The following is a 17,081-nucleotide window of genomic DNA, read 5'->3' as shown; positions in this document are numbered from 1 at the left end:
CATGTCTAATTCGGTTTCATTTAACAACGTCGTTATCATGTCAGCGGAACTAAACACCTTGATCGACCAAATCTGAGCAGCAATTCCCTTCTTCATAAGGGAAATTAACGTCTTTATTCTTTTAAGAAATTTCCGATTTATAGGGAACAAACGTTCATCCCCCTTCAGTCAGTACCGACATACTCATGAGTAAGCCCTCGCTATACCGTTACTTCTTCTTCTTCTTCTTTTTTATGAAAACCATATGGATTATGGGCTTGCCATCTCCAGGAATCCAGGCACATCTCTTTAATGCCTCTCTGAGCACTCCACCCTAACTCACGCTTAGCCTTATTCGGATCCGAAAAACAGACGCCTATGTCACCTGGTCTCCGATCTGTCATCAAATACGGAATATGCTGCCCGGTTGCACTTTCAAATGCTAAAACCATTTCCACAACACTATAACCCTGTCCCGTACCAAGGTTGTATGCCTCTACCCCTGTACTCGCCATAACCTTCTCCAACGCTTTCACATGTCCACATGCCAAATCGACGACGTGGATATAATCCCTGACACCCGTGCCATCTACAGTTGGATAATCATTTCCATAAATCATTAATTCCTTTAATCTTCCTACTGCCACTTGGGTAATGTAAGGCATTAAATTATTCGGTGTACCGTTTGGATCTTCGCCTAATCTGCCACTGCTATGAGCCCCAATCGGGTTAAAGTAGCGTAACAGCGCAATGCTCCATGTTGGATCGGACACGTACATGTCCTGCATGATCTCTTCAATCATCAGTTTTGTACGACCATATGCATTCGTTGCACCTAGTGGAAAGTTTTCTGTAATTGGCACTTGATCCGACATGCCATATACGGTAGCCGACGAACTGAATACGATTTTTTTCACCGCATATTCCTGCATAAGTTCACATAACACGAGTGTGCCCGTTATATTGTTGTGGTAATATCGCAGTGGTAAACGAACGGATTCGCCTACTGCTTTTAACCCTGCGAAATGAATCACAGCTTCGATTTTATTTTGTTTAAAGACCAACTCTACATCCTGGCGGTTTAACAGATCAATCTGATAAAATGCAAAGACTTTACCTGTTAGTTCTTTTACTCGTTTCAAAGACTCTAGGCTGCTATTGCTTAAGTTATCAACAACAACAATTTCGTATCCTGCGTTCAGTAACTCTACACAAGTATGACTTCCGATATAGCCGGCTCCACCGGTTATAAGTATTGGCATTTTGAACCTCCTGACTGTTAGTTAAAATTTTAAGTAGTCACTTCGATAAAAGAGATGTAAAGTAACCACGTTCTCATAATAAAAATAAATGAGGTAGAAACCTAAAATGGCATAATAGATAAACTTTCGTTCTCTCCTCACAAATAAGCTAATGACCCATGACATGAGAATGATATTGTATAATCCAAAATAGATGGTAAACCTGGCAAAAATCCAATTTTGTGTCGCGACCGCCATGACAACAAAATTCAACAAAGACATGTTCACGACATAGTCACCGTAAGGAAATATCTCTCTTAGTTTATTTCTCCCCAGGTATGCGAAAATCAATGGAACTGCTCCGATGGCCACCCTAATAACGTTAGCTCCGCCTTCTTGGAAATCTTTATACTCGCCATAGTGAGTATCAGCGATTGCAGAGAATATGGCATCTGATATTACGCTATATCCTAGAATCAATATCATTGCCAGAGACAGAAGAACAATCGTTGATGCTGTCCAAGCCTTTCTTCTTACAATGAAGTAAATGGGTATAAGAATTAGAGCACTACCGTGAAATAAGGAAGCGAATGCAACCACAAGAAAATATTTCTTCCAGCTTCCTTCAAATAGGAACTTGGTAGCAGCGAATACGATTGCAGAAGCCAAAAATTGCCTTACTCCGTTCATAGAAATAATATAAAGTCCTGAGGTTATGTATAAATAGATGCTTAAATCAAACAATCTTGAATATTTGTACAGCACATAGACAATGAGTACATTAGTCACTAATGCCGTGATAAATATTAACAACTGTGGATCTGCAGTGAATTTCTGCAATATCATTTGTAAAATACCGAAGCCTATATCTTTCTCAGCTTTCACTTGTTCCCACGTGTAATTATTTAGTTTGTAAGAATACATATAAAAGAAAGTATCACCAATATTATTGCGGAGCCCGGCTATTACTACGAATGTTGCCATAACGATAGCCGCCAGCCATTTATTAGGCTTCACTGCTAGAGCTTCAGCACCAATTGCCACAGGTTTGGCCAAAATCCTTGAAAAATAGGAGGCGATATAGACGACAATCAGATTAACCCATAGGATGGCCATTTTTGATTTCCTTTCGCGTACTATGTGACACTCGTTTTTCTGATAACATACCAGTAAAGCATGACACCAAGGGGAATTGCGAGAAGAGTGAGCAGTTTCGCAGGTGTTTCTTTCATGAAATTGCGATTGCCGGAAGTCAGGCTGCTGGACACATAATGAATAGATTGCCTGAATTTAAAAAGTGAACTAGCGAACGGCAGCTTCATAAGCTCCTTACGATAAAAGGCGAACCCCTTTGGATTCTTGCGGTACTGCTTGAGCATGTTCATTGAAGAGCCGTCCGGTAAATACTCCACGCAGCAAAGCACTTCATTCATAAGAAGCAATTCGTATTGCTCATCTAACTTATAGTACTTATAAGCTAAGCCGACATATTTTTCATTTTCGAAAATGGGATAAGGATACTCCCGTGTAAGTGCTGTTCGATAAACCAGCTTTTTATCCCCAGATACGCCATGTTTGCTGTATAACTCAAATAGTGTTGAACGCTTTATATTCTCCGGCAACTTCGTGCCGATAATTCGGCCATCTGTAAAAGAATCAAGTCCAACGATTCCACTTACATGCTCGCTACCGTGTAATTCCCAAAAAGCGTTGATATGTTCCACAGCACCATCCGGCATATAATCGTCGGAATCAATACATACGTTTAACTCTGTATCAATTAACCTGTAAGCTGTATTATGGGCGCCGTGCATCCCTTGATTTTCCTGGCGGTGATATCGAATTTGGATCTCATTCTCCGAAATCCAACCTGCCACTACTTGTTCCGTATTGTCCGTCGAGCCATCGTCTATGATCAGCCAAACGAAATCTTTGGATGTTTGTCGCTTAAGGCTCTCGTAACAAACATGCAGACAATAAGCTCTATTATATGTAGGTGTAAACACAGTAAGTTTCTTCATCCAATCACCTCAATACGCCTAAATAAAACCCTTCCGTCCAAGATGCGCTGATCTTAATGTCGTATCCATTGTTCGATAAAGAGAACGACGGGATATGCCTCGGTAAATTTCTTGCGATAACACTATTTATCCGCTCTATCCAAATCGACTTGTTTTCGAGCGATATCCGCTCCACCAATTGAATGCCCATATCCACTTCCTGGGTAATCTCATCAGATATGAGGCAAGGCAAACCAGCCCCCTGCGCTTCAATGAGTGTAACAGGTAAACCTTCATGTAAAGAGGGAAATACAAACATATCAAAAGCTTGAAGTAATCGGGTAATGTCACTTCGTACGCCAAGGAACTTTACCTTATCCTGTAGATGCAAAGCTTCTACTTTCTTTTCGATCTCTGCACGCAGCGGCCCATCTCCTGCTAAGATAAGGACAGCATTCGGTTTCTCTTGATGCAGCTTTGCGAAAATATCAATAAGAAACGAATGATTTTTCTGATGGGCAAACCTTCCTACATGCCCTAAAACATAACTCTCCGAAGAAAGCCCCAGCTCTTGCCTAACTTGCTCTCTAACCTCAGGAGAGAAGGCAAACTTCTCACTCTCAATCCCATTTTTTAAAATCATCGCTTTATTCACCTTGTTGGCAAACAACCATTTTGCCGCTTTATTCGAGCATGCTACAAAATGAGTTGCACAGGAGGATATAAATGTTCCAGCGACCCATTTGTAGGCTCTGGCGGCAACTCCACCCTCACTACTTGTATTATGGCTGTGAGCAATCCGGACAGGTGCGCCTGCTTTCTTCGCGGCCCGCAAGACGAAACCACTCATTTTGTCCATATGAGCATGTACAATTTGGTATTGGGGATGTGTCTCAAAGAATTGCTCCAAAGCTTGCATATATTTCGTATGACCGATATCCGATACATAGGGAATACGATGAATTCTTCCACCCATTTCTTCGATTTCAGCATCGAAAACGCCAGGTTTACTGGTGAGAAAATCAAATTGAACCTTGGATCGATCCATATTACGATATAAATTCATGAGCAGGGTCTCCGCTCCGCCTCGATTCATATTGACGACGACTTGCAAAATCCTTATTGGATCGCCCACATGACATCCACCTTTTCGTTCATGTATAGGGAATAAATACTTCTTTTTTCATTTAGCACAGTTTGAATGGCATATCTGATCTCAACAACATTTCTGCCGTGCTCGCCTAACTTTGATCGAAGATCTTTATTCTGAGCTAACTGCTTGATTCTCATTGCCATTGCCTCATAGTCATTGGGCTCTACAATCCAGCCATTGTTATCATTATGTACCAGCTCTCTATGCCCTCTATTGCTGCTAGCAACTACTGGGAGAGCGCAAGCCATAGCTTCCATCATATTTACAGGCAGCCCTTCACGCAGACTTGATGCAACGGCAACATCGCACATTGGCAGTATGAGGTGAATATCATCTCGATAGCCCAGAAAATCAATTTGATGTTCCACACCTAACTCTCTAGCAAGATTACGGCACTGCTCTTGCAGCGGCCCCTCCCCTGCAAGCAACAATTTGGTATTCGGGACATCATCCTTAATCAAGGATAAAGCCTGAATAAGCATTTGCTGATTCTTGTTTTGATTAAACTCTGCGGCATAAAATAGGAGAATGTCCTCGGAATTGTAACCAGCCCTTGCTTTCAACTCATACTTATGTAAATCATTTATGGGATGGAATCGAACAGTATCTACGCCTACACCGTGCACATGTTCTATTCGGCCTGCTCGGAAACGGCGGTCAACGGCCAATTGATAATCTTCTTCATTAATCGTTATGAGACAATCCGTCAAATAAGAAAGAATTTTTTCAAGTGGATAATAGACCGTCCAGCTCAGGCGTGAAGCCCCCTTGCAAAAGTGAAACCCATGAGCGGTGTAAATCACTTTCGTCCCACTCTTGCGTGCTTCCCGCGCTGCTAAACGTGCGAGCACACCACCCATTGGCGTATGGCAGTGAATGATGTCATACTTATTTTCATCTATGAGTGACTTTAATTCTCCATAGGCTTTAAGGTTTTTTAATTTAAAAGGGGACCTCTGGATGGCAATATTAAACTTTGTATCCACATAAGGAAGGTCCATATCACCGTTAGCGGCAACATGGACCTCCCACCCCTGCTCCTTAAACCACTTCATGTAAGGTAAATGAAATGCTTTAAAATGATAATCAACAGTGGCGCATAACAGCACTTTTTTAGACATCTGTATCCCCTACTTAATTAATTCTTTCTCCAGAACGGAAGAAAGATATTTGAGTAAATCGAATCTTAAATCCTCACGTTGCAAGGCGTAATTGATTGTGGTTTGTATAAATCCCAATTTCTCACCCACATCGAACCGTTCACCTTCAAATTCATAAGCATAAACCGATTCGAGGGCATTTAACGCCTCAATGGCATCCGTAAGCTGTATTTCCCCTCCGGCGCCTGGCTTTTGGTCATTCAAAATATCGAAAATTCGTGCTGTCAAAATATAACGCCCCATGATGGCAAGATTAGACGGAGCTTCTTCTTTCTTAGGTTTCTCCACCAAATGATTGATGCTAAATAACTGCTTTTCAATTTGTCTTCCATCCACAATGCCATAGCGGGATACTTCATCGTCAGAAACGTGCTTGACACCAATGATGGAGGAATGGCGATACTCATATTGATCCATCATTTGCTTCAGACACGGCTTATCTGCACGAACAATGTCATCTCCTAACAACACAGCGAATGGTTCGTCGCCTATGAACTTTCGTGCACACCAGATCGCGTGTCCCAGTCCTCTAGGCTCTTTTTGGCGGATATAATGAATATCTACTTTGGACGACTTCTGGACTTCGGTCAATAAGTCAAACTTTTGTTTTTCAAATAAATTTTGTTCAAGTTCAAAGGAATTGTCAAAGTGATCTTCAATCGCTCTTTTCCCTTTACCCGTCACAATAATGATATCTTCAATTCCGGATTCCACTGCTTCTTCCACGATATACTGAATGGTCGGCTTGTCGACAATGGGAAGCATTTCTTTAGGCATAGCCTTCGTTGCAGGCAAGAATCTTGTGCCCAAACCGGCTGCTGGAATAATGGCTTTACGTACTTTCATGGATTAAAACTCCTCTTTAAACAATTGAGATTAATTTTTTTGGAATTGGTATGACATGACTATTGGCTAGATTCAATAATTGAGTTCTTAGATTCTCTTTATCTAGTGTGGTGTATGTGGATATCATTTCTTTTATCTCTTCCATATACAATTCCGATGTTTTCCCGATATAAATCTTCGGATAGACCTGTTTTTCATTGATTTCATCGCTATTTAACAACTCTTCAAACAGCTTTTCGCCTGGCCTCATACCCGTAAATTCAATCCCTATATCTTCTAGCGAGTTTCCTGAAAGCTTGATCAGGTTTTTCGCCAAATCAACAATTTTCACGGGTTCTCCCATATCAAGGACAAATATCTCCCCGCCTCTGGCTAACGCACCTGCTTGAATGACTAACCGGGAGGCTTCTGGAATCGTCATAAAGTAGCGGATCATATCAGGATGAGTGACGGAGACGGGACCACCTTTTACAATCTGCTGTTTAAAACGAGGAATGACGCTGCCACGACTTCCCAGCACGTTGCCGAAACGAACCGCCACGAACTTCGTGTTACTGTTTCGATCCATATCCTGAATAATCATTTCGGCCATTCTTTTGGTGGCGCCCATGACACTGGTTGGATTCACAGCTTTATCCGTAGAGATCATAACGAACGTATCTACTGCACTTTGGCTTGCCGCTATGGCTACATTCATCGTACCTATCACATTGTTTTTAAATGCCTCTTCAGGGTTTCTTTCCATTAAAGGCACATGTTTATGAGCAGCGGCGTGATAAACGACATCCGGATGATATTTGTTCATGATCGACATCATCTTCTTAACATCTTGGATATCTGCAATTTCCGTAAGGAGCTCTATGGATGTAGACTCGTATAAATCCTTTAATTCCATTTCGATGGAATAAATACTGTTTTCACCATGGCCTAACAGAACCAGCTTCTGAGGAGTAAACTTCGCGACCTGACGGCAAATCTCAGAACCAATCGAACCACCGGCGCCGGTTACCAATACCACTTTATTCGTGACATATCCTGAAATACTATCTATATCCAAATCGATAGGATCTCTGCCTAATAAGTCTTCTACCTGCACATCCATAAAGTGATTTACCGAAAGTTTTCCGGATACCAGATCTTCTAACTTAGGGAGAGTTTGCGTCTTCGCGTAGGTTTTTGTGCATTCCTGGAAAATAAGGTTTAAATCTTTTTTGCTGAGGGATGGGATTGCAATGATGATGTTATCGATATTTAGCTCTTTAACGGCTTGTTCTATTTGATCAATTCCCCCAATAACAGGAATCCCTAAAATATCAAGATTGTGAATTTTCGCATTATCATCAATGAAGCCTACAGGAAACATTTCGGTATCATTGTTTTTGATCAACTGTCTGACCACCATGGTTCCAGCTGACCCAGCGCCCACAATCAGTGTTCTTTTCTTAACGACTGACTTCTTGATATATGTATTCCGAATGATTCGCCAACAGAAACGAGAACCTCCGATAAGAATCATATGCAGCATCCATGTCACCGCAAGTAACCGGAAGTAAATATCATGAATGATTAACTGCTGAACGCAAGCGACGGTAATTAACGAATAGGTAGTAGCTTTTATAATAAAAATGAGTTCCCCAATGCTCGCATGTTCCCAAGCTTTCTTATAAAGCTTATACACGAAAGAAAATATATGATGACTAAGTAATAAGGTAATGGAGCTAACAATCAAAGGCAACGTGATTACGTCTAGACTTGCACTCAATAAAAAACGGCTAAAGAAAATGGAGGTGATAACGATAAAGGAGTCAATGAAGACTAATAAAGATAATCTTTGTCGATATGACAAATGAATGCACCCTCTCACTAAAGTTCTTAAGTATAAGGCCTTTGTAAAAAAGACCATATAATTAAATCCTTTAATCTTATTAGGGCATCTAACCCCACCTCGCACCACACTTTTGACGACTCGCGTCTAAGGTCGATTCAACCCACAGCATGGCCGAGTGCCTCCGTTGATAACGGTTAGGAGGCATCACCGAAGTAAGTTTAATGTTAGCTACTTGTGTGGCATCTGATCGATTACAATTAGATTATCGTTCCATATAAAGAACAAAAAGTTTTGCCTAATCCCAATGGATTTTATAAAGAACATAATAATCGCCATATGTTCTTTATAAAGAACTAATATGTAAAATTAAACGCTTATAAAAGATTGCCATTTCTCTTAGCTCAATTGTAGTTCTTTATAAAGAACGTGTCAACGAAAAATATTCTGAGACCACCTACATAGCTCCGAATAACTCGAAGCTTGAAGATATCTTATTTAAATAGATTGTTTTCCATTTTCGTCACTTTTGTTTTTTGATCATGATAACTAAATCTTTCTAAAATATTCATAGTTATAGCTCTTACAACATTAGTTCGTACTTCAGTTATTCTTGAAAAAATGAAAGCAATTGTGCACATTAAGGCTACGATCAATATTTCGATTAGTACAGATAATAAGTTAGGTTGTAATCCTTTAAAACCATTTTTAGCTGCCCAGTAATAAACAAGATTAATAATGGGATAATGAATTAAATAAAGACTAAATGAAAAACTGGCTACCAACTTTGAGGTTTTTTCAAACCATTTATTTTTACTTTCTGGTCTTGTTTCCTTTGCAGCACCATGTATACCTATGTAAATTAGCAGGCCTAGAGATAGCCCTATAAAAAGATCTACAATAAATAAGTTGTTTGTATCGTGATTAACAAATAACCTTCCGTTGTTTACCAGTGGTCTAATGAACATAGCCAAACAAACAAGCAAGAATGACGCGGTCATCATAAATCTATTTTTTACTCTTGAATTAGCTGGAAGAAGTAACACAAGCATTCCCACTAACCATATTAAGAAATAATAACTTATTCGTTGCCCAATCAGAAATAGGATAGCTACAGCAATGAAAAGGTACACAACTTTCAAGATTTTCTTCTGATTCCGTAATAGCAAAATAATAATAGGAAACAGCATGTAATACCAAAACTCATAACTCAGACTCCATAATGGCCCGTTTGACCCATAACTACCGACATAAATATTTTGCAGATAGAATAGATTCCCAATAAACTCCTTAATATTGGCGTAATTATCAATGTACCTATTATAATCAAAAAAATGACTAGCTAATTTATCAGCGATAACTGTTAAACATAAAGCTGGAATTAATACTACATATAGTCTTGAAAGTCGATTCACAAGGTATGTTTTCCAAGACCATTTATTATCAATGATTGATTTTAGAACGGATCTCGATATAAACAAGCCACTAAGAACAAAAAAAACTATAACTGATGGTCCTCCAAGCAAGTTCAGAAGATACAATAATTTAATAATTGCGGTTGGATTCTGTAAATATCCATAGCCTAGAAAAAGTCTCGATGCTAGATGTTCCATCAATACTAGAATAGCAGCTAGCCCCCGTAAAAAATCCAAATAAATAGATACTCTTCCCTCTAATAAGTTATTAGCCTTTAAGAAATTATTATAAAGGTTATTCACATTTTCACCTCTTCTATTTAATATTTCATACTACGTTGAGAGTTTAGATACCCTGTGATCAACATATTGTAGTTCTTAATAAAGAACATGTCAATGCGGAATATATTCAACGGTTCAGCCCATTGTGACTCTAAATTGGAACTATTTCATCTGGTAAATCATACACTACTAGAAAAATAGAACGAGGTGAATGTGGGTGATAAAAGCTAATCTTGGTGACCTTGATGACATTAATTTAACGGACAATCTCCCTGCTAACAATGATGTGCTGTCTTATGACAGTTCGCAATCCAGTTGGATTCCAAAGCAACCTACTACAAGTGGCGCTGTTTCTAATCCATTTCTCATTGATTTAAATAGGTGGAACATTAAAAATGATGGCACTGAACCCGCCGCTACAACAAAGGGTATTAACGACGCACTTAGTTGGGCAAAATCCCAAAATATAACTCATTGCATATTGCCAAATGGTACTTATACATTAAGAATTGATAGCACCTCCTTCACATGCATTCTAATGCAAAGCAATATGCACTTCGAGATGACTGATGGTTGTATTTTACAATTGGAAACGAATTCATCACCTTGGTACAGGATCTTCAGTTTAAAGGGTGTAACAAATGGAAGGATTTCTGGTGGAACCATTGTGGGTGACAAGAAAACACATATCTACCAACTAGGCGTAAAGTTTGTAAGAGGAGGAGTTAATGCCGACGGCTCGCTAAACAATAATACTAACTTCATCCGCAGCGAAATCGTGGACAGGTATAGTAATCCCGGGTTATTAAAAGCCTTCAGGCTTTGGAGTATCAGTGGAGTAACAGCCTCAGGGTATAGCTTCTATCAATACAAAGATACGGTATCCAATAGTACGTTAGTTGGGTCCAGAACAAACGGACAATTCGCACCCGCAGCTCCAACAGGACGTGGGTGGTTTGCAGAAATTGAGTATGCTAACAAAATGATATTCGCCATCGACATTACTTCAAGCCCGCTAAGTGACGCACAGATTGCACAAATTACTGCAAAAGTTGATTCCCAAAACTACACGCATGAATGGGGACACGCCATTGAACTTGCCGGCTCTAACAATATTGAAATCGATCATGTAGATATTAGTAATTGCACTGGAGATGCAATCTTTACTTCCTGGCTAGAATACAAACTTAACCCGACTGATTACACCCAAGAACAAATGGGATCCAATATCTATATTCATGATTGTGATCTCAATCACTGCAGAAGACAGGGAATTTCTAATGCCGGCTCAACTGATGTAACGATTATGAACAATAAAATTCATCATATCGGTAAAGCTGATGATGGCGTAACTGAAGATGGAACCGCCCCCATGTTTGGCATCGACATCGAGTCCATGTGGTCAGAAACAAACATACCAACATGGCGACCCGAGCTTAATCAAACTGGTTTAGAACTCAACACTAGAATTTATATTAGAGACAACTATATATCTAATAATAGCCGCGGGCACTTTGTGAATGCGGACGGTATCAATGTAGTTCTAGAGAATAACACTTTTGAGGGTTACAATGTTGGCGGAATCAGTTCATACCCGAACAACATGTACGTAAAATACCTCAACAATACAATAATCAATTGTGAACTTGTCGTCAAAGGCGACAATTTTGTAAATGGCGCTATTTGTTACAATGGCAATATTAAAATTGCTGATATTACAGGAGCAGTAATTTCAAATTGTCAGATAAAAAATGGCTTGTTCTATGGCTCAAGTATATATGGATATTTGGGTACTCCAACTGTCGATGTTCCTACAAGCACATTCACTTATAGCTCGCCGCACGGAATGGGAAATGGTGCAAAAATCTCTTTTGAACAATGGGTTGGCAAAGTCCCTACTGGCATCAGTGTGGATAAACTCTATTACACTGTAAATGTAAAAACAAATAGTTTTCAAGTATCAGAAACACTAAACGGTACTCCTGTGGCGATAACAGACAGTGGGATAACTGGGTTCAACATAAGCAGATTTAATTACGGTAGATGTTATATCTCTGATATTGTTGTGGAACGGGATTGGAGAAACGACAATACGTTATCCCCCAATTTCCAACTGATTCTGACAGGTGGACTCATTAGAAATGTTACTGTTAAAAACTATGAAATTGATATTCGCCCCCTTGCTAATTACGTAGGTAGACCCATACAGATAGATGGAATTACCCTTATTGAAGGTGGAGCTAACTTTGAAGGGTGTAATTTAATCAATAGTTCCTTTACCAGAAGTAAAACCGGAATTCTTGGTGGAGATATTTCTCTGGGAACGAATGATGCGCGCTATACAAGAAAATTAGTTGTCGATAACTGTACATTTCAGAATGTAGGAATAAACTTTAATGGAAATGTAACAAACAATCGCAGCACTTTTATCACCTCAAGTATTGGTAAAGCAGATAATGTCAACATGGCTGTCATCAGTACCAGCTATCTTGAAGATACAAAAATTAATTTACATTGGTTAACACGTGATAAATCCATGACAATTGCAAGATGCATTTTCAAAAATGTAACAGCTGACACGAACTCGAATACTAGAATGATCGATAACGTTAGCCTCTAATTGCAATCAGAAAAGGGGAAGATTAGGAAATACCCATCTTCCCTTTTCTGATTAATATTTGCTTAATTATCATCCTTGATATCGTTGGCTTTCAGACTAAAATTAGCATTTTCCAAAATATTACCGTCAATCGTGAATGCAGGCGCACCAATTCCAGCATATATTGTAGATATCCCAATCGCTTCAATATTGGAGGTAATTTTATTACTTCTAATCGATGCCGATAAAATATCGTATGGCTTGTCTTTTTGCCAGTAATCATTCATTTTAATAATTTCTGTTGTTTTTGTTGTGATACCACTTGCAACAATCACGTTATTTTCAATTGTAACCTTTTTAGCTGAATCTACAGAAATGGCAGCTGTATTTCCAGTTGTAAAAAATGTTGAATTCTTAACTGTAAGATCCAAGTTCGGGTTCCCAGCACTGAGTCCGCCATATCCAGTGAATGAGCAATTATTGAATACATATTCTCCAGACTGCCCAACACTTGGTACTGCTTTCCCCCCATCATTAGGCCCTTTAAATACACAATTATTGTAAGTCCCCGGTGGTAAATCCAATCCGTATGTTGAATTGTAATCATTAACGATTAGATTATCAATAATGTTCCCTTCAACCTTACCACCTGAAACCGACCTTAATGAGGGTGCTCCGTTGATTGTAATGTTAGTTAGATGAACGGGATTTTGCCATATCGATAAACCTGCATTTGCAGTCTTTTTTGTTATATTAATAACTACATCTGAAGCTGTTACACCAAATGGAACCGAGCTGCTGATGGCAAAGTTCGTATTTGTTACAGTCATCCCTTTAATATTAATATTAGGGCCTTCAAAATGCGTTAGCGAATCAGTCATCGTATTTCCAATAAACGTCACATCATGAGCTACATAAATACTTGTACCTTCAAAATTATTATTTTTGATCGTAGCACCTGTAAACGGGGCTGACACTGCTAGGCCAATCGCTCCAACAGAAGCTAACTGATTACCTTCTAGCGTCCCATCATGACCATCGTAAAAAATAACATCGTATCTGCTATTTTTATAGAACTGATTATTTTTGATCGTAATGTTTTCATTGATAAAGCCGTTATCGCCCGCTCCACCTTCCACATCGATTCCTGCCATAGGAGCAGTACCGTCTTTGCCTCCAATGTCATGAAAGCTATTGCCCTGTACCAGAACATTTTTACCACCATTAATGGTCAATCCTTGTCTGCGGTTAAAAGAAGATTCCGAATTCTGAACAGTAACATTAGTCGATTGAACCCTGTTCCATATCTCTAGATATTGTCCTTTTTGAATAGTCCCTTTAAAAGCAAGCCTTATGGAGTCGCTCCCAGGAGGAATAGAAATATACTCTCCTTGACTTTGTTGTTTTGCTTTAGATAAGAACGTACCATCAGCCTTGTAAAAGTAAATATCAAACTGATTTGAAAGATACTGCGCATTGTCGATAATAACAGCGTGTGTTAACTCATACGAAGGATGCGTAAGTTTCCAACTCGACTTGCTTCTGACTTTGGTCTGATCAGATGTAAGTTTTCCGTTGTCGTCAATTCCTCCAGCTTCAAAATCCTTCGCATACAAATCCTGCATAGTACCACTTCCGCCGCCTACACAAAGCCCGTCTCCTGTAAAGTTTAGAGCCTTTACACCATCGATAACTACATTGTAAGAACCTTTTGTTATTATCCCATATCCGCTCTCGTGAGTGCCTCCACTCGAGTAATCATGAGTATCTCTGTCACCGCGGTATGTCCCACCTTTAATAATTACATTTTTGACACCAACGTTTACCAACAATGTCGAATAATCTGCGTATGCATTTGTTTCTTTTTGAATTACAGCCTTATCGTCGAGCCAGAATGTCATGTCGCTGACCATATTGATGCGTCCGCGCGGATCCCATTGTCCATTGGTGCCTTTCGCTATGCGATACGTTCCTGCAGGAACTTTGAAAACAGTATATCCTTGCTCATGAGCCCATATAAGTGCATTATTTATTCCGTCTGTTGTTTCAGCCGCATGAGAATTGTCATTGTAGATATTCCACTTTTTTAAATCCAGCTCATACACACGCTCCTGATTAGACACAGAAAACGTGGTCTGTGCTTCTGAAGCACCAGGCCACGTTAAGAAGAAAAGCATAAAAACTGACAATGCCATAAAAACAACCTTACGCATTTTAAAATTTCACTCCTTATGAGATTATCTTAAACCCAAGACTGTTATTAAGAATCCTTGCAGTATGTTTAACTAATTTTCATTATTTACAAACTACGATAATTTATAACCCCCTCTGTTTTGCAGAAATAGAAACGACACAAAGCGACTTACTCCTTCTATTATACAGAAACTTGGAAATAATTAGGTGGATTAATTGAGTCTAAATTTCGAATTATTCTTTATTAAGAACATTATTGCAGCAGCATTAATAGTAAGTTAGTAAGTTTCGGTTCTACCTTTAGGCATAAATTTTTGCTGCAATCTAGATATTATACTTTTGACTATTCCCATTAAATATTTAAACTCATCACTTTTATGAAATAAGAGTATGTAAATCAAGTTAGGCAGGATCAAACACGTAAGCCCCTTCATCAATAGCGTAATAATCGTATTTACAACAAAAAAATGAGATACGTAGTAAGTGATCAGGCAAGTGCCAACTCCTACTCCTGCATAGTAAAAATAACTGATGAAATATTCAAATAATGGCTTTTGGAATACTTTCTTATATACAAAATATGGCGTCGTCCAGAAAGGAACAATCATTGCACTTATTAACGTACCGATAAATACACCTGCAATCCCAATGGATTGAACCAAAATTATAGAGAATACAAGATTAACTGCAGCTTGAAACAATGGAACATACCTGTCCTCATGAAATATTCCCGCTGTTGTCTTCACTGTTGTGATTGAGTTTCTCATTCCTCTTTCATAGAAGGTTACCACTAATACAACTAATATCAATTTATCCATAAGAAACTCTGGGCCGATCCATAAGGTTATAAATGGTTCTAGAGTTACAAATAGAATAATTGCAAACATGGAATATAACCAGAAATTAAGAAACATCGTAACCTTATATACAGAATATACTTTCTCTTTGCTTTCTTTAGCCACTAAATTTCCTACACTATGATAAATATTATTAAATATTTGATTAATGAAAGTTCTGCAAATTTCAATAAGCATGTAATAATTGGAGTATAACCCAACAGCCGCCACACTTACATAATAAGAAATAATAATATTATCAGTACCAAATACTAGGTAGGAACCAATGTTTTGCAAGATAATTGCCTTTATATTTTTGATCAGTTTACTCTTGGTCAAAGCATCGATGTTCTTTGCTATTTTCTCCTTTAAAAACGGGAATAACTTATTAGCAATGATCGATAAAATAACATTGTTTATAATTGTTATGATACTATCAATAATTAAATACAATAGAAAATTTTGAGTCGCATAAAGAATGCCAATTTTTAAACACATGGATAGAATGGATGATATTGAAAACAATCCTGTCACAATATATCCTTTTTGATTCACATTCAGGAAAGAATTTTTATGTTGGAATAAATAAGGTGTAACCGTATTCACTAAAAAAATAAGATAGATCAGATGAATATGCTCAACCTTTGTATCTTTTACAAAATACGAAAGGAAAGGCATTATAGATAGCCCTAACATTAAGACAATTAATGCTATGGCTAGATACGCCTTTTTATATAATTTCATAAGCAATATGATCTTTTCTTTATCATTATCCGCGACAGGCTTATAAAGATTATAAATAATGCTTGAACCAATCCCGGCCTCAGCTAACGAAAGCATCGCTAAGATGTTTGTAAATAGCCCGTTAATGCCTAAGTATTCCACTCCGAGCGTATGAATAAAAACTGTTCGGGAAAAGAAACTCAAGAACGTAATAATAAGCTGATTACCTAGTCCAAAAGAAATATTGATAATAGAATTTTTTGTTCTCATACTACAAATCCCATCTCGTTCATTAATTCTTGATACATTTTATCCTTATTATTAGCGGAAATCTTTCCTTTAATCGTGTAACTATGATCATACGTATGGCTTTTTTCTATTAAATGGTTGGTTTTATTTAAATACTCTTGAACCGTAGCAACTACTTTTGCAGGGTTTCCAACTGCAACACTATCAGATGGTATTGATTTAGTTACAATGCTCCCTGCACCTATTATTGAATTCATACCGATTCTAACTCCAGGCATAATGAGAGCTCTTGCACCAATGAATACATTATCTTCAATTGTAATACTTCCTAACTTCGTATAATTAGTTATACTTTTAGTGCTAGCATCATGTGCAAGCAGGTAGGCTTGAGGAGCAATAGTCACATTGTTTCCAATTTTAATTAACCAACAGTGTGAGTAATCAAAGATTACTCCAGGTTGAATGGAACAATTCTGACCGATTTTCATCCCCATTTTTATGTAATCCTCTAACCAAATTTCCTCTAAAATATACTTTTTAAGCCTAGCCCGAAAGAAGTTAAAAACTTTTCTCATCATCT

Annotated in this window: 12 protein-coding genes; 1 reads left to right on the top strand and 11 read right to left on the bottom strand. The window is 38.3% G+C overall.

Translation table 11 applies throughout. The annotated features are described in order from the left end of the window. Positions 1-200 precede the first annotated feature (200 nt). The 8 genes from galE to AC3WTJ_RS15820 form a co-directional block, all read right to left on the bottom strand. Positions 201-1,241: a UDP-glucose 4-epimerase GalE gene (gene galE / locus AC3WTJ_RS15855; RefSeq protein WP_492522587.1), complete on the bottom strand. Its 1,041-nt coding sequence runs from the start codon at positions 1,239-1,241 to the stop codon at positions 201-203. A gap of 21 nt (positions 1,242-1,262) precedes the next feature. Then, entirely contained in the window at positions 1,263-2,336 is a 1,074-nt protein-coding gene (locus tag AC3WTJ_RS15850; protein WP_492522586.1) for an EpsG family protein, read from the bottom strand. A gap of 20 nt (positions 2,337-2,356) precedes the next feature. Beyond that, on the bottom strand, positions 2,357-3,241 hold the full coding sequence (locus AC3WTJ_RS15845; RefSeq protein WP_492522585.1) for a glycosyltransferase family 2 protein: 885 nt from the start codon (positions 3,239-3,241) through the stop codon (positions 2,357-2,359). A gap of 4 nt (positions 3,242-3,245) precedes the next feature. After that, complete coding sequence (locus tag AC3WTJ_RS15840; protein ID WP_492522584.1) at positions 3,246-4,355, bottom strand: glycosyltransferase family 1 protein; 1,110 nt, start codon at positions 4,353-4,355, stop codon at positions 3,246-3,248. Continuing rightward, positions 4,340-5,494, bottom strand: coding sequence for a glycosyltransferase family 4 protein (locus AC3WTJ_RS15835; protein ID WP_492522583.1), 1,155 nt, complete (start codon positions 5,492-5,494; stop codon positions 4,340-4,342). The genes AC3WTJ_RS15840 and AC3WTJ_RS15835 overlap by 16 nt, the downstream gene beginning before the upstream one ends. Before the next feature lie 9 nt (positions 5,495-5,503). Further along, positions 5,504-6,379, bottom strand: a complete 876-nt coding sequence (gene galU / locus AC3WTJ_RS15830; protein ID WP_492522582.1) for a UTP--glucose-1-phosphate uridylyltransferase GalU — start codon at positions 6,377-6,379, stop codon at positions 5,504-5,506. 16 nt (positions 6,380-6,395) lie between these two features. Further along, positions 6,396-8,225 (bottom strand): polysaccharide biosynthesis protein, encoded by a 1,830-nt coding sequence (locus AC3WTJ_RS15825; RefSeq protein WP_492522715.1) that lies wholly within the window; start codon positions 8,223-8,225, stop codon positions 6,396-6,398. Positions 8,226-8,698: 473 nt separating this feature from the next. Beyond that, a complete protein-coding gene (locus AC3WTJ_RS15820) occupies positions 8,699-9,922 on the bottom strand; it encodes an acyltransferase family protein (RefSeq protein WP_492522581.1) in 1,224 nt (407 codons plus the stop codon). Between the two features lie 190 nt (positions 9,923-10,112). On the opposite strand from AC3WTJ_RS15820, the gene AC3WTJ_RS15815 reads away from it, so the two are divergent. Next, entirely contained in the window at positions 10,113-12,521 is a 2,409-nt protein-coding gene (locus AC3WTJ_RS15815) for a right-handed parallel beta-helix repeat-containing protein (protein WP_492522580.1), read from the top strand. Positions 12,522-12,583: 62 nt separating this feature from the next. Here AC3WTJ_RS15815 and AC3WTJ_RS15810 read toward each other — a convergent pair whose 3' ends face one another. From AC3WTJ_RS15810 to AC3WTJ_RS15800, 3 genes are all read right to left on the bottom strand, one after another. After that, complete coding sequence (locus AC3WTJ_RS15810; protein WP_492522579.1) at positions 12,584-14,713, bottom strand: right-handed parallel beta-helix repeat-containing protein; 2,130 nt, start codon at positions 14,711-14,713, stop codon at positions 12,584-12,586. 258 nt (positions 14,714-14,971) lie between these two features. Continuing rightward, on the bottom strand, positions 14,972-16,522 hold the full coding sequence (locus AC3WTJ_RS15805) for a lipopolysaccharide biosynthesis protein (protein ID WP_492522578.1): 1,551 nt from the start codon (positions 16,520-16,522) through the stop codon (positions 14,972-14,974). Further along, positions 16,519-17,079: an acyltransferase gene (locus AC3WTJ_RS15800; protein WP_492522577.1), complete on the bottom strand. Its 561-nt coding sequence runs from the start codon at positions 17,077-17,079 to the stop codon at positions 16,519-16,521. Before AC3WTJ_RS15800 ends, AC3WTJ_RS15805 begins: the two co-directional genes overlap by 4 nt. Positions 17,080-17,081: the final 2 nt, after the last annotated feature.

The organism is Paenibacillus sp. FW101-FHT12H11, from assembly GCF_058790355.1.
The sequence above is the reverse complement of the archived record's forward strand: the minus strand, read 5'-3'. Positions and strand labels throughout refer to the sequence as shown.

Excerpts from the sequence above, each read along its gene's own strand:
- galE (WP_492522587.1), bottom strand. The coding sequence starts at position 1,241 with ATGCCAATACTTATAACCGGTGGAGCCGGCTATATCGGAAGTCATACT.
- AC3WTJ_RS15850 (WP_492522586.1), bottom strand. The coding sequence starts at position 2,336 with ATGGCCATCCTATGGGTTAATCTGATTGTCGTCTATATCGCCTCCTAT.
- AC3WTJ_RS15845 (WP_492522585.1), bottom strand. The coding sequence starts at position 3,241 with ATGAAGAAACTTACTGTGTTTACACCTACATATAATAGAGCTTATTGT.
- AC3WTJ_RS15835 (WP_492522583.1), bottom strand. The coding sequence starts at position 5,494 with ATGTCTAAAAAAGTGCTGTTATGCGCCACTGTTGATTATCATTTTAAA.
- galU (WP_492522582.1), bottom strand. The coding sequence starts at position 6,379 with ATGAAAGTACGTAAAGCCATTATTCCAGCAGCCGGTTTGGGCACAAGA.
- AC3WTJ_RS15815 (WP_492522580.1), top strand. The coding sequence starts at position 10,113 with ATGTGGGTGATAAAAGCTAATCTTGGTGACCTTGATGACATTAATTTA.
- AC3WTJ_RS15810 (WP_492522579.1), bottom strand. The coding sequence starts at position 14,713 with ATGCGTAAGGTTGTTTTTATGGCATTGTCAGTTTTTATGCTTTTCTTC.
- AC3WTJ_RS15805 (WP_492522578.1), bottom strand. The coding sequence starts at position 16,522 with ATGAGAACAAAAAATTCTATTATCAATATTTCTTTTGGACTAGGTAAT.
- AC3WTJ_RS15800 (WP_492522577.1), bottom strand. The coding sequence starts at position 17,079 with ATGATGAGAAAAGTTTTTAACTTCTTTCGGGCTAGGCTTAAAAAGTAT.